This is a genomic window from Amycolatopsis sp. YIM 10 (genome assembly GCF_009429145.1).
Lineage (GTDB): Bacteria > Actinomycetota > Actinomycetes > Mycobacteriales > Pseudonocardiaceae > Amycolatopsis.
This window is the reverse complement of the sequence record NZ_CP045480.1, coordinates 49,757-63,739: the sequence shown is the minus strand read 5'-3', so window position 1 is coordinate 63,739 and position 13,983 is coordinate 49,757. Positions and strand designations below refer to the sequence as shown.

Below are 13,983 nucleotides of genomic sequence, written 5' to 3'. Positions count from 1 at the left end.
CGATGGCCTCATCTCCCCAAGCGAAATAGCTTGGGGGGATGGGGAAAATGGGGGCGGATTTCGGCAGGCTCTGGTCGGCGAGTGCGGCGACCAACATCGGCGACGGGGTGGCGCTGGCCGCCGGTCCCCTGCTGATGGCCTCGTTGACCGGCGATCCCCGGCTGGTCGCGGCCGCCGCCTTCGCCCAGCAACTGCCGTGGCTGCTGCTTTCCCTGGTCAGCGGTGTTTTTGTGGACCGCCTGGACCGGCGGAAGCTGATCGCCGTGGTGAACGGGTTCCGCGCGCTGGTGATCGGCGGGCTGGCCGTGGCCATCCAGGCCGAGGTGGCCACGGTCTGGCTGATCTACCTGGCCTTCTTCCTGGTCGGCACCGCGGAAACGCTGGCCGACAACGCCTCCAACGCGATGATCCCGGCCGTGGTGCCGGAACCGCTGCTGCCCAAGGCGAACGCCCGGCTGATCGCGGTGCACATGGTGGCCAACCAGTTCGCCGCGCCCCCGCTGGGCGCCGCGTTGTTCGCGCTGGCCGCGGCGGTGCCGTTCGGCGTGAACGCGGTGATGTTCGTGGTGGCCGGGCTGCTGGTGCTCGGCATCAAGAGCGGGCAGCGCACCGGCCAGCCGCCGGAGAAGCGCCCGATCCGGGCCGAACTCGCCGAAGGTGTGCGCTGGCTGGCGAACCACCGCGTGCTGCGCATGCTCGCGGTGACCATCTGCCTGATGAACGTGACGCTGATGGCCGCGTTCGCGATCCTGGTGCTCTACGCGCGCGAACGGCTCGGCCTCGGCGAAGTCGGCTTCGGCGTGCTGCTCACCGCGACCGCCGTCGGCGGCCTGATCGGTACCGCGATCGCCGCCCCGTTGCAGGCGCGCTTCTCGAACTCGTCGATCCTGCGGGTCGGCCTGACCATCGAGACGCTGACCCACGTCGGGCTCGCGCTGACGCAGACGGCCTGGGTGGCCGCGGTGATTCTGGTGATCTTCGGGGTGCACGGCTCGCTCTGGGGCACCATCGCGATCTCCTGGCGCCAGAAGGTGGTCCCGGACCAGCTGCGTGGCCGGGTGCACAGCGCCTACATGGTGTTCTCCGTCGGTGGCGCGGCGCTGGGCAGCCTGATCAGCGGGCCGATCGCGGCCTCGTTCGGCATCACCGCGCCGTTCTGGGGTTCGGCGGCGGTGATGGCCGTGGTGACCGCGGCGGCCTGGCGTTCGCTGAAACTGGTCACACGGGCCAGGGACGCTGCTCCGGCCGAACCCGCTCCACAACCGTAGCCAGGCGCAGCACACCGAGATCGTCGAAGCGGCGGCCCGAGATCTGCAACCCGATCGGCAGGCCATCGCCGGTATAGCCGCAGTTGACCGAGACCGCGGGCTGGCCGGACATGTTGTACGGCACGGTGAACGCGATGTGCTCGAACGGCTTCTCGGGATCGTTCGTCGGCGAGGCGTACTCCGCCGGTGGCGCGGAGACCGGGCAGGTCGGCGAGAGCACGAAGTCGTAGGGCTCGGTGGCACGCAGGGTCACCGCGTTCATCGTGTCGATGCAGGAGAAGCCGCGGTACCCGGTCAGTCCGTCGACGCCGGCCGCCGCGCGTGCCCAGTCGGCGATGTACGGCAGCACCTTCGCCTGCCGCTCGGCGGGCAGCGCGCTGATGTCGGACCAGGCGCGGATGCGCCAGAACACGTCGAGGCCGTTGAGCAGGTCCCTGGTCAGGAACGGGTCCACCGGCTCGATCACCGCGCCCGCCTGCTCCAGCCGACGAGCGATCTCGGTGACCGCGGCGAGCGTGGCCGGATCGACGGACAGCCCGGCGCCCGGCTCGGTGTGCAGGCCGATGCGCAGGCCGCGCACGTCGAAGTCCAGTTCGTGCCACGGGATTTCCGCCGGGGGCAGGCTCATGTGGTCGCGGGCGTCCGGCCGGGCGACCACGTCCATCAGCAACGCGGTGTCGGCGACCGTGCGGGTCATCGGTCCGGCGACCCGGCCGATGTAGGGCGGATCCACCGGCACCCGGCCGAAGCTCGGCTTCAGCCCGACGAGTCCGCACCAACCGGCCGGCAACCGGATCGAGCCGCCGATGTCGGTGCCGACGTGCAGCGGACCGTAACCCGCGGCCGCCGCCGAACCCGCTCCCGCACTCGACCCGCCGGGGGTTTTCGAGACGTCCCAAGGGTTCCGCGAAGCGGTGTGGAAACTGGACAGGCCCGAGGTCAGCATCCCGTAGTCAGGCATGGTCGTTTTTGCCAGCAGCACCCCGCCGGATTCGCGGACGCGCGCCGCGACCGGGGCGTCCTCCGGCGCGGGCCGCAGTTCGGAGGCGGCCGTGCCCAGCGGCACCGGCGTGCCCTCGGTGGCGATGTTCTCCTTGAGCGTCAACGGAACGCCGTCGATCGGGCCGAGCGGCTCCCCCGCCTGCCAGCGCGCCTCGGACTCCTTCGCGAGCGCTCGCGCGGACGACGGGTCGTAGGCGTAGAGCGCGTGCAGTTCCGGCTCGCGTGCTTCGATGCGGTTGAGCACCGCGTCGGTCACCTCGACCGGGGAAACCGTGCCCGCGCGGAAGGCCGCGACGAGTTCGGTGGCGGGGAGATCGGGCAGCTCGGTCATGCGTCCTCCAGGCAACTCAGGCGGGCGGGGTGAAGCGGCCGTCGACGGCGGTCCAGCCGCCGTCGACCGCGAGCACCGAGCCGGTGACGAAGGTCGACGCGTCGGAGGCCAGGTAGACCACGGCACCGGCGAGTTCCTCCGGTTTCGCCCACCGGCCGAGCGCACCCTTCTCGGCGTAGGCCCGGTACCAGTCCGCGTCGGCCTTGATCTGCGCGGTGAGCGGGGTTTCCACCACGCCGGGCGCGATCGCGTTGACCCGCACCCCGGCCGGGCCGAACTCGGCGGCGGCCGTGCGGAACAGCTGCACCAGCCCGGCCTTGGTGGCCGCGTAGACGCCCTGCCCCGGTTCGACCGTGGTGCCGCGGATCGACGAGAAGCCGATGATGCTGCCGGTCCCGCGCTCCACCATGCGCGCGCCGAACGCCCGCACCACCTCGAAGGTGGCGCCGAGGTTCAGCCCGACCACCCGCTCGAACTCCTCGTGCGAGTAGTCGAGCAGGCGCTTGCGCACGTTCATCGCGGCGGTCAGCACCACGATGTCGACGTTGCCGAGATCCGCGGCGGCCCGGTGCACGGCGTCGCTGTCGAGCAGGTCGATCTCGTAGGACTCGCCGCCGATCATCTCGGCGGTGGCGATCGCGGTCCCGGCGTCGCGGTCCGCGCAGACCACCGACGCGCCCTGCGCGGCCAGCGCCTTCGCCGACTCGCGCCCGATCCCGCTGCCCGCGCCGAGCACCACCGCGTGGCGCCCGTCGAGCCGGAACAACTTCTCGTAGTTCACGGACGGATCACCGCCATCCTGGTCACCGTCAGCTCTTCGACGGCGAACCGCGGCCCCTCCCGCCCGATGCCGGAGTCCTTGACCCCGCCGTAGGGCATCGTGTCCGACCGGAACCCCGGCACCTCGTTGACCACCACACCACCCACTTCCAGCTGGTCCAGCGCGCGGAACGCGGTGTTCAGCGAGCGGCTGAACACGCTCGCGTGCAACCCGTACCGCGACGCGTTGACCAGTTCGAACGCTTCATCCACATCGGACACCCGACGCAGGCAGACCACCGGTCCGAAGATCTCCTCGGCCCAGCAGTCGGCGTCTTCCGGCACGTCGGCGAGCACGGTCGGCCGCACGATGCCACCATCGGCACCACCACCGCCGAGCACCTTCGCCCCCGCCGCGACCGCCTTGTCCACCCAATCCAGCACCCGCCGCGTCGACCGCTCGTCGATCAGCGCGGACACCCTCGTGGTCTCCTCTCGCGGGTCACCGATGACCACCTCACCCAGACGCGCGAGCAGTTTCGCGGTGAACTCGTCGGCCACCGAATCGACCACCAGCAGTCGCTGCACCGAGATGCACGCCTGGCCGGACGCGTAGAAACCACCGCGCAGCACGGCATCCGCGGCGGCGTCGAGATCCGCGTCCTCGGCAACCACCAGCGCCGCGTTGGACCCCAGTTCCAGCAACGTCTTGCGGGGCGCGGCGTCGCGCGCGATCCGGTGCCCGACCGCCGCCGACCCGGTGAACGACACCGCGCCGACACGCGGATCGGTGACCAGCGTCGAGCCGACTTCGACGTCGCCGGTGACCAGCTGGACCATCGACACCGGCGCGTCCGCCTCCTCGGCGGCCTCGCGCACCAGGTGGACCAGCCACAGCGTGGCCAGCGGGGTGGCGGGCGCCGGCTTGGCCACCACCGGGCAGCCGGCCGCGATCGACGGCGCGATCTTGTGCGAGGCCAGCAGCAGCGGGTAGTTGAACCCGGCGATGCCGACCACCACGCCGATCGGCTTGCGGGTCCAGAACCCGACCAGGCCGTCACCGGAGGGCAGCAGGTCGAGCGGCACGGTCTCGCCGTGCAGCCGCGCCACCTCCTCGGCCGCGGCCTCCCAGGTGACCAGCGTGCGCGCCACCTCGACCCGGCAGTCGACCAGCGGTTTCCCGGTCTCGGCGACCAGCAGCTCGACCAGTTCGCCCTGGCGCGCGGCCAGCCGGTCGCGCACGCCGGTCAGCACCGCGCGGCGGGTGCGCGAAGGCAGCGCGGCCACCACCGGGGCCACCGCCACCGCCTCGTCCAGCGCCCGCGCAGCCAGTTCCGCCGTGCCGACCGGGGCCTGGGCGACCACGCTCCCGTCGAACGGGAACCGCACCGGCTGGGTGTCCGAAGTGGACACCCAGCCGGTACCGATCGGCAGGCCGTCCGGATACCGCATCAGTTCTCCTCGATCTCGCTCAGTACTTTCCGCAATGTCGGCGCCGCCGCGATCAGGTCGCGGGTGTATTCGTGCTCCGGCGTGTCGTAGACCCGGTCCACCGGGCCCAGCTCGACGATCTCCCCCGCTCGCATCACCGCCACCGCGTCGCAGAGGTGCCGCACCACGGACAGGTCGTGCGAGACGAACACAAGCGTCAACGCGAAACGGTCGGCGAGTTCGGCGAAGAGATCGAGGATCTGCCCGCGCACGGACACGTCCAGCGCGCTGACCGCCTCGTCGGCCAGCAGCACGGCGGGCCGGGGCGCGAGCGCGCGGGCGATGGAGATCCGCTGCCGTTGTCCACCGGAGAACTGGTGCGGGTAGCGGCTTCCGGCATCGGCGGGCAGGCCGACCGCGTCGAGCAGTTCGGCCACCCGGTCCGCGCGGCCGGCGGCGCGGCCCAGCGGCTCGGCGATGATGTCGCGTACGCGCATCCGCGGGTTCAGCGAGCCCATCGGGTCCTGGAAGACGATCTGCAGCGAGGACCGCAGGAAGTGCAGCCGCCGCTCCGGCACCCCGTCGATCCGCTGCCCCTGGAAGTGGATCTCCCCGGAAGTGGGCTGGTCCAGCGCGGCCAGCAGTCTGACCAAAGTGGACTTGCCGGAGCCGGACTCGCCGACGATGCCGAACCGCTGCCCGGCCTCGACGGTGAACGACACCCCGCGCAACGCCGCCACCCGGTGGTACTCGCGCCGCAGCTCACGGACTTCGATCATCGCCGCGCCTCCAGGTCCGACGCCGCCAGCAGCTTCTTCGTGTAGTCGTGCTCCGGCGTCAGGAAAACGTCGCGCACCGGGCCCTCCTCGACGATCCGGCCGTCCAGCATCACCAGCACGCGCTGGCACACCTGGGCGACCACGGCCAGGTCGTGCGTGATGAACAGCAGCGCCTTGCCTTCGACCCCGGCGCGGATCAGGTCGAGGATCTGCGCCTGCACGGTGACGTCGAGCGCGGTGGTCGGCTCGTCGCAGATGAGCAGCGAGGGATTGTTGGCCAGCGCGATCGCGAGCACCACGCGCTGCCGCTGACCACCGGAGAGCTGGTGCGGGTAGGCCCGCGCGATGCGCTCGGGGTCGGGCAGCCGTACCTGCTCGAGCAGGTCGATCGCGGCGCGCTTCGCCGACCGCCGGTCCGGCCGCGTGCGGTGCACCCGCATCACCTCGGCGACCTGGTTGCCGACCCGCATCGATGGGTTCAGCGCGGTCATCGGCTCCTGGAACACCATCGCCATCTCGCGCCCGCGCAGCCCGCTCAGCTCCCGTTCCGACGCGCGGAGCAGGTCACGGCCGTCGAGTTCGGCGGTGCCGGTGGCGGTCACGCCGTAGGGCAGCAGGCCGAGCACCGCCGCGGCGGTCAGCGACTTGCCGGAACCGGACTCGCCGATCAGGCCGACCCGCTCGCCACTGTCCACTGTGAACGAAACGTCGTGGACGAGGCCGTGGCCGCCGGTCTCGATGGAGAGGTGCTCAACCCGCAACACGGCGAACCTCCAGCTTCGGGTCGAACCGGTCGCGCAGCCCGTCACCGAGCAGGTTGAAGCCGAGCACCGCGATGGCGATCGCGATCCCGGGCACCAGCGCGAGCCTCGGCTGCACGGCGAGCAGTTCCTGCGATTCCTGGAGCATCCGCCCCCACGACGGCGTCGGCGGCCGCGTGCCGAAACCGAGGAACGACAACGCGGCCTCGGCCAGCACGGCGATCGCGAACGACACCGACGACTGCACGATCAGCAAGCCGGAGATGTTCGGGAACACGTGCCGCACCGCGATGTGCCACTTCGACCGCCCGGCCGCGCGAGCGGCGAGCACGTACTCGGTGTTCATCACGCGCAACGTGCCGGAGCGGGCGATTCGGGCGAACGACGGCACGGTGGCGATGCCGATCGCGATCATCGCGGTGAGCGTGTCGGCGCCGAACACCGCGCCGAACAGGATCGCCAGCAGCAGCGCGGGAAAGGCGAGCACGAGGTCGTTGACGCGCATGATGAACTCGCCGAGCCAGCGCCGGGACATCCCGGCGAGAATGCCCAGCGGCGTGCCGATCACCGCGGCCACGCCGACCGCCACCACACCGACGTAGAGCGTGGTGCGCGCGCCGACCATGATCTGACTGGCCACGTCGCGGCCGAACTTGTCGGTGCCGAAAACGTGCTCCCCGGTCGGCCCCAGCAGGCGTTCCCCGGCGCTGACCACCAGCGGGTCGTAGGGCGTCCAGATGAACGAGAGCAGGGCCGCGAGCACCACGAGCCCGACGAGAACACCGCCGATCTTCACCGCGCACCTCGCAGTTTCGGGTCGAGCACGGTGTAGAGCACGTCGACCAGGAAGTTCACCAGCAGCGCGCCGGCCACCAGGACCAGCACGATGCCCTGCACGGTCAGCAGGTCACGGGCGGAGACCGCGTCGAGCAGCATGCTGCCGAGGCCCGGCAGCACAAAAACCCGTTCCACCACCACGGCGCCGACGAGCAGCGTGGTCAGTTGCAGCCCCAGCACGGTGACCACCGGGACCGCCGCGTTGCGCAGGCCGTGCCGGATCAGCGCCTGGCCCGGCATCAGCCCCTTCGACCGCGCGGTGCGCAGGTAGTCCTCGCCGAGCACGTCCAGCACGGACGACCGGACGTACCTGGTGAGCACCGCGCCCTGCACCACCCCGAGCGACAGCGCGGGCAGGATCAGGCCGCGCAGGAACTCGCCGGGGTCCTGGATCGGCGGGGTCCACCCGCCCGACGGCAACCACTGCAACCGCACCGCGAACACCTGCACCAGCAGGATCCCGGCGAGGAAGGCGGGCACCGCGATGCCGAGCTGCGAAGCCGCCGAGACCACCGTGCCGCTGGCGCGGCGGTGCCGGACCGCGGCGAGCACCCCGAACGGGATCGCGATCAGCACCGCCACCAGCATCCCGGCGCCGACCAGCCACAGCGTCACGCCGAGGCGGTCGGCCAGCTGCGGTCCGATCGCGTCGCGCGTGACGTAGGACCTGCCGAAGTCGCCGGTCAGCACGCCGCCCATCCAGTCGAGGTACTGGGTGACCAGCGGCCGGTCGATGCCGAACTCGGCGCGTGTCTGCGCGAGCAGCTCCGGGGTGGCGTTGACGCCGAGCGCGACCTGGGCCGGGTCACCGGGCAGCACCGCGGTGAAGACAAAAACCACGATCGAGGCGGCGAGCAGGCTGACGGCGAAGATGGCCGTGCGCCGCAGGATCCGGGCGGTCACTCCGACCTCCCCAGCGTGGTCAGGTCGAACGACTCGCTGACCTGGTTGCGCACGATCCCGGTCACCTTCTTCTTCGCCGCGACCACGTTCGGGAACAGGAACAGCCAGTCCGCGGCGGCGTCGTCGCTGAGCGTTCGCGCCACCTCGCGCATCGCGGTGACCTGTTCCTCCGGCGTGCCGCGGTCGGCCCGCGCCAGCAGGTCCTGCGCCTTCTTGCTGTCGTAGCCCCAGTAGAACGACGGCCTGCCGAACGTGGTGATGTCGCGGGCTTCGACGTGCTGGATGATCGACAGGTCGTAGTCGTGGTCGGTGAACACCTGCTTGAGCCACACCGCCGGGAAGTCCAGCGGCTCGATGGTCACCGTGACGCCCACCTCGGCCAGCTGCGACTGGACCACCTGCGCGCTGGAGATCGCGTACGGCAGGTTCGGGATGCGCAACCGCAGGTTCAGCTGGGGCTTCCCGGCTTCGGCGAGCAGGGCGCGCGCCTGTGCGGGGTCGTGCGGATAGGCGCCGGAAAGGTCCTCGTACCAGGGATCGGTGGGCGGGACCATGCTGCCGATCAGCGTGCCGCGCCCGGCCCACGCGGTGGCGAGCAGCGCCTTGCGATCGATCGCCAGCGTCAGCGCGCGCCGCACGCGCACGTCGTTCAGCGGTTCCTTCTTGTTGTTGAAGGCCAGCACCACTTCGCTGTTCGTGGTGCCCTGCACGACGTTGAACCGGCTGTCCGCCTCGAACTGCGGGATCGAGTCCGGCGCGGTGATCGTGCCGATCACATCGATTCCGTTGCTGAGCAGCGCGTTGTTCAGCGCGGTCGGATCCTTGTAGTACTTCAGGTACACCGTGCGGTATGTCGGCTCCGGGCCGCGGTAGCGCCGGTTCGCCTGGAGCACGATCGAGTCGCCGCGCCGCCGCGAAGTCACCTCGTACGGGCCGGTGCCGACCGGCTTGTTCGCCAGGTCCTCGATGCCGGTCGGGGTGAACATGGCGCCGACGCGGCTGGCCATGTCGAACAGCCAGGCGTTGCTCGGCTTGGTCAGCACCACCCTGGCGTGCAGCGGGTCGAGCACCTCGACCCGGTCCACGACGTCCATTTTGGACTTGATCGAGATGGTCCAGTCGGTCTTCACCCGGTTGATCGAGAACCTCACGTCCTCGGCGGTGAATTCGGTGCCGTTGCTGAACAGCACGCCCGGCTTCAGCGCGAAGTCGTAGACGAGGCGATCCGGGCTGACCGTCCACGAGTCGGCCAGCAGCGGCACCACCCGGCCCTGGTCGTCGAGCTTCACCAGGCCCTCGTAGACGTTGTAGAGCAGAGCCTGCGGAATGGCCGCGCCGTCGGTACGGGTGAAGTCGAAGTTCTGCGGCTCGGCGGCGAAACCGACCGCGAGCGTGGACCCGTCGTCCGGCACGAAGGCGGACGAACCCGCGGAGCAGCCCGAGGCCACCAGCAGCAGCGCGAGCGCCGCGGCGAGAAGTCGGGCTTTCATCGCTCCTCCAACCTAGTAGACTGGTCGGACCAGTAATCGGTAGAAAAGCACCGTCCCCCGCGACAGGTCAAGGGGTGCCCCAGGATGGAGTTCGAGCCGGTCGCCACGGTCCGCGCTTACGAACGGGTCGTCGAGCAGGTGGAACAGGCCGTGTTCAGCGGCCGCCTGAAGGTCGGGGAACGGCTGCCCAGCGAACGCGAGCTGATGGCCCAGTTCGGGGTCAGCCGGTCGACCGTGCGCGAGGCGCTGCGGGTGCTCCAGGCCGGCGGGCTGATCCGCTCGAAGCCGGGCGACCCGCGCGGGCCGGAGATCCTGCCCGCCTCCCCGGCGCACCTGCACAAGTCCATGCACCGGCTGGCGCGCGCGGAGGGCATGAGCCTGGCCGAGCTGCTGCAGTTCCGGATGTTGCTGGAAGGCTCGGCGTACCTGCTGGCCGCGCAGTTGCGCACGGACGAGCAGCTCGCCGAACTGGACGCGGCGATGGCGGCGATGACCGTCGCGGCGGAACGCGGTTACGAGGAGTTCAGCCGCGCCGACATCGCCTTCCACGAAACGATCGCGCGCGCCACGCAGAACACGCTGATCGTGGTGTGCGGTGAGGTGGTCCGCGGCATCGTGCTCGACCTGATCGAGGACAAGCTTTCGCACGCGGACGACCGCCGCGCGCTGATGTCGGCCTGGCTGGCGCACCACGGCGAAGTGCTCGAGGCGGTCCGCGCCCGCGACGGCGAGCGCGCGCAACGGCTGGCACGGCGCGCGATCTTCGACCATTACGCCGACTACGTTCCGCCGGACGATCGACCCCTGTTGTTCCCCTTGCTGGACGCGGCAGAATGACCCGGTGAGCACAGACAGCATCGGGCTTTGCCTGTCCGGCGGCGGGTATCGCGCGATGCTTTTCCACACCGGGGCGCTGTGGCGGCTCAACGAACTGGGTGTGCTGTCCCGGCTGGACGTGATCTCCAGCGTTTCCGGCGGGTCGATCGCCGCGGGCGCGCTGGCCAGGGCGTGGCCGGAGCTGGAGTTCCAGGACGGGGTGGCGGCGAACTTCGGGCCCGCGGTGGTGGAGCCGTTGCGGCGGCTGGCCGACCGGAACCTCGACGTCCGCGTGGTGCTGCGCGGACTGCTGCTGCCTGGCCGGTCGATCGGCGACGAGGTGATCGCCGCGCTGCGCAAGCACCTGCTCGGCGACCTGCGGATGAGCGAGCTGCCGGAGTCACCGCAGTTCGTGTTCAACGCGACCAACCTGCAGAACGGTGAACTCTGGTGGTTCTACCGCGACAAGGAGCCGCCGACCGCTGCGGGTGAGCCGATCCTGCTGGCCACCGCGGTCGCCGCGTCTTCGGCCTTCCCGCCGTTCCTGTCGCCGGTGGTGGTGCCGACCAGCGCGAGCGAGCGCGAGAGCGGGCTGCCGGAGCGCGCCATGCTCAGCGACGCCGGGGTGTTCGACAACCTCGGCCTCGACCCGGTGATGCCGCGCTGCGACACGGTGCTGGTCAGCGACGCCGGGCAGAAGTTCGACTTCCAGCCGAAGGTCAAGCGGAACTGGGTGCTGCACCTGCTCCGGGTGCTCGACGTGATCGACAACCAGGTGCGCTCACTGCGCAAGCGCGCCCTGGTCGAGTCCTATGTGGACCGTGAGGCGAACGGCACCTACTGGGCCGCGGCCAGCGACATCGACGACTTCGAGATGCCGGACACGCTGCCGGCCCCCAAGGAGAAGTCGGACCGGCTGGCCGCCGTGCCGACCCGTCTGCACCGGCTCGACCACAACATCCAGCGCGCCCTGATCAACTGGGGCTACGCGGTGACCGACGCGGCCATGCGCAAGCACGTCGTGCCCGACGCCGAACCACCGAAGGGCTACCCGTACCCGGAATCGCCACTCGGCTGACCTCCACGGTCCTTGACCTCCACTTAACTGGAGTTCCTAGGCTGCGCGCATGACCTTCACCGCAGCCGAACGCGAGTACCTGCGCGGGCAGGGCCTCGGCCGCCTGTCCACCATCGGCCCGGACGGCGGGCCGCAGACGCGGCCGGTCGCCTTCCGGCTCAACGACGACGGCACCATCGACATCGGTGGCCCGGCCAACGAAACCAGCCGCAAGTACAAGAACATCCAGGCGCGGCCGGAGGTCTCGTTCCTGGTCGACGACATGACCCCGGACGACCCGGCCGAGGTCAAGCCCGGCTGGGGTCGCGGCGTGGAGATCCGCGGCCGCGCGGAACTGGTGACGCTGGACGTGCCGCCGGTGGCGCCGGAGTTCTTCAGCAAGGAGGTGATCCGCGTGCACCCGGACCGGGTGATCTCGTGGCACCTCGAACGCGAGCAGGACCTGCGCTCACGCGCGGTCTAGGACCTCCCGCAGGTCACGCCACAGGTCTTCGGGGTCTTCGAGGCCGACGGAGAACCGGATGAGACCGGGCGGTACGTGCGCGTCGCCGGCCAGCCAGGCTCGGCGTTCGACGCAGCTCTCCACACCGCCGAGGCTGGTCGCGTGTCGGATCAGGCGCAGGCCGGTGCACACCGCGTCGGCGGCTTCGGCACCGTCGAGTTCGAAAGCGATCATCTGACCGGAACCCGGGTACCGCACGCGCGTGACCTTCGGGTGCGCGCCGAGCCGTTCGGCCAGGAGTTCCGCGCTGCGCGAAGCCTCGGCCAGCCGGACCGGCAGCGTGCGCAGGCCGCGCAGCGCGAGGTACGCCTCCAGCGCGCCCGGGGTCGCGCCGTTGCGGGTGCGCGCGTCGCGCAGGGCCGTCGCCAGCTCCTCGTCCCTGGTCACGGTCAGGCCGAGCAGCAGGTCGCTGTGCCCGCCGATCAGCTTGGTCGCGCTGTGCACCACGATGTCCGCGCCGAGGTCGAGCGGCTGCTGGCCGAGCGGGGTGGCGAAGGTGTTGTCCACCACCACCTTCGCCAGGTGCCCCTCGGCGGCGGCCGCCACCGCCCTGATGTCGATCACGTCGAGCGTCGGATTGGTCGGCGACTCCAGCCAGACCAGGTCGGCCCACTCGGCGGCGGCCGTCCACCCGGACAGGTCCGACGGCTCCAGCTCGACCGCGCGCAGGCGCCCGTTCTTCGCCGCGTGCCCGAGCAGGCCGCGGGTACCGGCGTAGCTGAACCGCGGCACGGCCACCTCGGCGCCCACCGGCAGCAGGTCGATCACCGCCGCCGCGGTGGCGATGCCCGAGGCGAAGGCGGTCGCGTGACCGCCTTCGAGTTCGCCGATCGCCTCCTCCAGCGCGGTCCAGCTCGGTGTGCCGTCCTCGCGGGAGTAGGCGCGCGCCCCACCGGCGTGGAAGGTGCTCACCGGCACGATCGGGGTGTTCAGCGGCTCCCCCGGCTCCTGCGGCCGTCCCGCCGCCACCGCCCGGGTACGGGGTGACCAGTCTGCTAAGTCCACCGGGCCAACCTAACCGCAGGTCAGCGCCACCGCGAAGGGCAGGGGCGCACTAGTGACCGTGCACACTGGCCGCGGTCCGCTGATCGGCCACCGGTCCGGAGTACGCCGGCGCCTTCAGCTTGGCCGGGGTCTTGCCGGTCAGCACGGCCTGGACCTCGGTGGCCACGCCGATCATGCCGGACCGGCGCGGGTGGTAGTTCAGCGCGCCGAGCAGGTTGATGTCCTTGCCCTGGATCCACGCCGCACCACCGGGCGCGCACGCGTCGTGCCCGAGCGAGGCGGGGTACATGTCGACGAAGGTGGTGTCGCCGTCCTCGGCGGCGGCCTTGGCCAGCGCCGCGTTCAGCGCCTGTTCCACGCTGTCCAGCCAGCGCATGTCCCCGTCGGCGAAGGGCAGGATGTTCGGGCAGGTCCCGGTCGGCGGGCCGATCCGCGGATAGCCGACCAGCACCACCTTCGCGTCCGGCGACCGCTCGTGCACGCCGGCGAGCACCTCGGTCACCCGCGTGCCGGTCTGCTCGATGCGCTGCTTGATCGTGTCCACCCCGTCGACGGTGAACTTCTCCCGGCACGGCGAACCGGTCGGGTCCTGCTCGCGCAGCGGCGGGCAGTCGCCGACCAGGGTGCCGAACACGCCGTAGTCGTTGCCGCCGATGCCGATGGTCACCAGGTCGGTGTCCGCCTCGAGCGCGTTGAACTGCGGCGGGTTCGAGCCGAGCGGCACGGACTGGGCCGCGGTCATGTTGGTGGTGTCCGCGCCGCCGCAGCTGACGTCGGTGAACGAGTCCACGTCGAGGTTGCGCGCCAGGTACGACGGATAGTTGTTCGTCGACCTGGCGCAGCCCAGCGGGTCCAGTCGCATGAACGGGATGAGCGGGCCCGAGGTGTACGAATCCCCGAGTGCCACGTAGTCCTGGTAGGCGGGAGCCGCCGAGGCGACGCCCGATCCCGCGGAGATCCCGGTCAGCAGGGCAACGGCGACCAAGGCGCCTTTTCGAATGGACACGCCCAACTCCTTTGT

The 13,983-nt window shown here is 70.9% G+C and carries 14 protein-coding genes; 4 read left to right on the top strand and 10 right to left on the bottom strand.

What is annotated here, in order from left to right; all coding sequences use genetic code 11:
* Window positions 1-38: 38 nt before the first annotated feature.
* Window positions 39-1,268, top strand: coding sequence for an MFS transporter (locus tag YIM_RS00315; RefSeq protein WP_153028425.1), 1,230 nt, complete (start codon window positions 39-41; stop codon window positions 1,266-1,268).
* Here the strand turns inward: YIM_RS00315 and YIM_RS00310 are convergent.
* From YIM_RS00310 to YIM_RS00275, 8 genes are read right to left on the bottom strand one after another with little or no spacing between them, the layout of a single operon-like run.
* Window positions 1,219-2,601 carry an amidase gene (locus tag YIM_RS00310; protein WP_153028424.1) on the bottom strand — a complete coding sequence of 461 codons (1,383 nt, stop codon included), beginning with the start codon at window positions 2,599-2,601 and terminating at the stop codon, window positions 1,219-1,221. The two genes, YIM_RS00315 and YIM_RS00310, sit on opposite strands and share 50 nt — an antisense overlap.
* A 16-nt stretch (window positions 2,602-2,617) precedes the next feature.
* Window positions 2,618-3,382: an SDR family NAD(P)-dependent oxidoreductase gene (locus YIM_RS00305; RefSeq protein WP_153028423.1), complete on the bottom strand. Its 765-nt coding sequence runs from the start codon at window positions 3,380-3,382 to the stop codon at window positions 2,618-2,620.
* Window positions 3,379-4,815, bottom strand: a complete 1,437-nt coding sequence (locus tag YIM_RS00300; protein WP_153028422.1) for an aldehyde dehydrogenase family protein — start codon at window positions 4,813-4,815, stop codon at window positions 3,379-3,381. The genes YIM_RS00305 and YIM_RS00300 overlap by 4 nt, the downstream gene beginning before the upstream one ends.
* Window positions 4,812-5,570 (bottom strand): ABC transporter ATP-binding protein, encoded by a 759-nt coding sequence (locus tag YIM_RS00295; protein WP_153028421.1) that lies wholly within the window; start codon window positions 5,568-5,570, stop codon window positions 4,812-4,814. The genes YIM_RS00300 and YIM_RS00295 overlap by 4 nt, the downstream gene beginning before the upstream one ends.
* Window positions 5,567-6,334 carry an ABC transporter ATP-binding protein gene (locus YIM_RS00290; RefSeq protein ID WP_153028420.1) on the bottom strand — a complete coding sequence of 256 codons (768 nt, stop codon included), beginning with the start codon at window positions 6,332-6,334 and terminating at the stop codon, window positions 5,567-5,569. Before YIM_RS00290 ends, YIM_RS00295 begins: the two co-directional genes overlap by 4 nt.
* Window positions 6,321-7,127, bottom strand: a complete 807-nt coding sequence (locus YIM_RS00285) for an ABC transporter permease (protein ID WP_153028419.1) — start codon at window positions 7,125-7,127, stop codon at window positions 6,321-6,323. Before YIM_RS00285 ends, YIM_RS00290 begins: the two co-directional genes overlap by 14 nt.
* Window positions 7,124-8,071, bottom strand: a complete 948-nt coding sequence (locus YIM_RS00280; protein ID WP_194239996.1) for an ABC transporter permease — start codon at window positions 8,069-8,071, stop codon at window positions 7,124-7,126. The genes YIM_RS00285 and YIM_RS00280 overlap by 4 nt, the downstream gene beginning before the upstream one ends.
* On the bottom strand, window positions 8,068-9,561 hold the full coding sequence (locus YIM_RS00275; protein WP_153028418.1) for an ABC transporter substrate-binding protein: 1,494 nt from the start codon (window positions 9,559-9,561) through the stop codon (window positions 8,068-8,070). Before YIM_RS00275 ends, YIM_RS00280 begins: the two co-directional genes overlap by 4 nt.
* An 84-nt stretch (window positions 9,562-9,645) precedes the next feature.
* Here YIM_RS00275 and YIM_RS00270 point away from each other — a divergent pair, with 84 nt between their 5' ends.
* The 3 genes from YIM_RS00270 to YIM_RS00260 are packed head-to-tail and all read left to right on the top strand — an operon-like array spanning window position 9,646 to window position 11,918.
* Window positions 9,646-10,398, top strand: coding sequence for a FadR/GntR family transcriptional regulator (locus YIM_RS00270; RefSeq protein WP_153028417.1), 753 nt, complete (start codon window positions 9,646-9,648; stop codon window positions 10,396-10,398).
* A 4-nt stretch (window positions 10,399-10,402) separates the two neighbouring features.
* On the top strand, window positions 10,403-11,455 hold the full coding sequence (locus YIM_RS00265) for a patatin-like phospholipase family protein (protein WP_228004473.1): 1,053 nt from the start codon (window positions 10,403-10,405) through the stop codon (window positions 11,453-11,455).
* 49 nt (window positions 11,456-11,504) lie between these two features.
* Window positions 11,505-11,918: a PPOX class F420-dependent oxidoreductase gene (locus YIM_RS00260; RefSeq protein WP_153028416.1), complete on the top strand. Its 414-nt coding sequence runs from the start codon at window positions 11,505-11,507 to the stop codon at window positions 11,916-11,918.
* Here YIM_RS00260 and YIM_RS00255 read toward each other — a convergent pair.
* A complete protein-coding gene (locus YIM_RS00255; RefSeq protein ID WP_153028415.1) occupies window positions 11,904-12,962 on the bottom strand; it encodes a PLP-dependent aspartate aminotransferase family protein in 1,059 nt (352 codons plus the stop codon). The genes YIM_RS00260 and YIM_RS00255 overlap by 15 nt on opposite strands.
* A 49-nt stretch (window positions 12,963-13,011) precedes the next feature.
* On the bottom strand, window positions 13,012-13,968 hold the full coding sequence (locus YIM_RS00250; RefSeq protein ID WP_153028414.1) for an SGNH/GDSL hydrolase family protein: 957 nt from the start codon (window positions 13,966-13,968) through the stop codon (window positions 13,012-13,014).
* Between the last annotated feature and the right edge of the window lie 15 nt (window positions 13,969-13,983).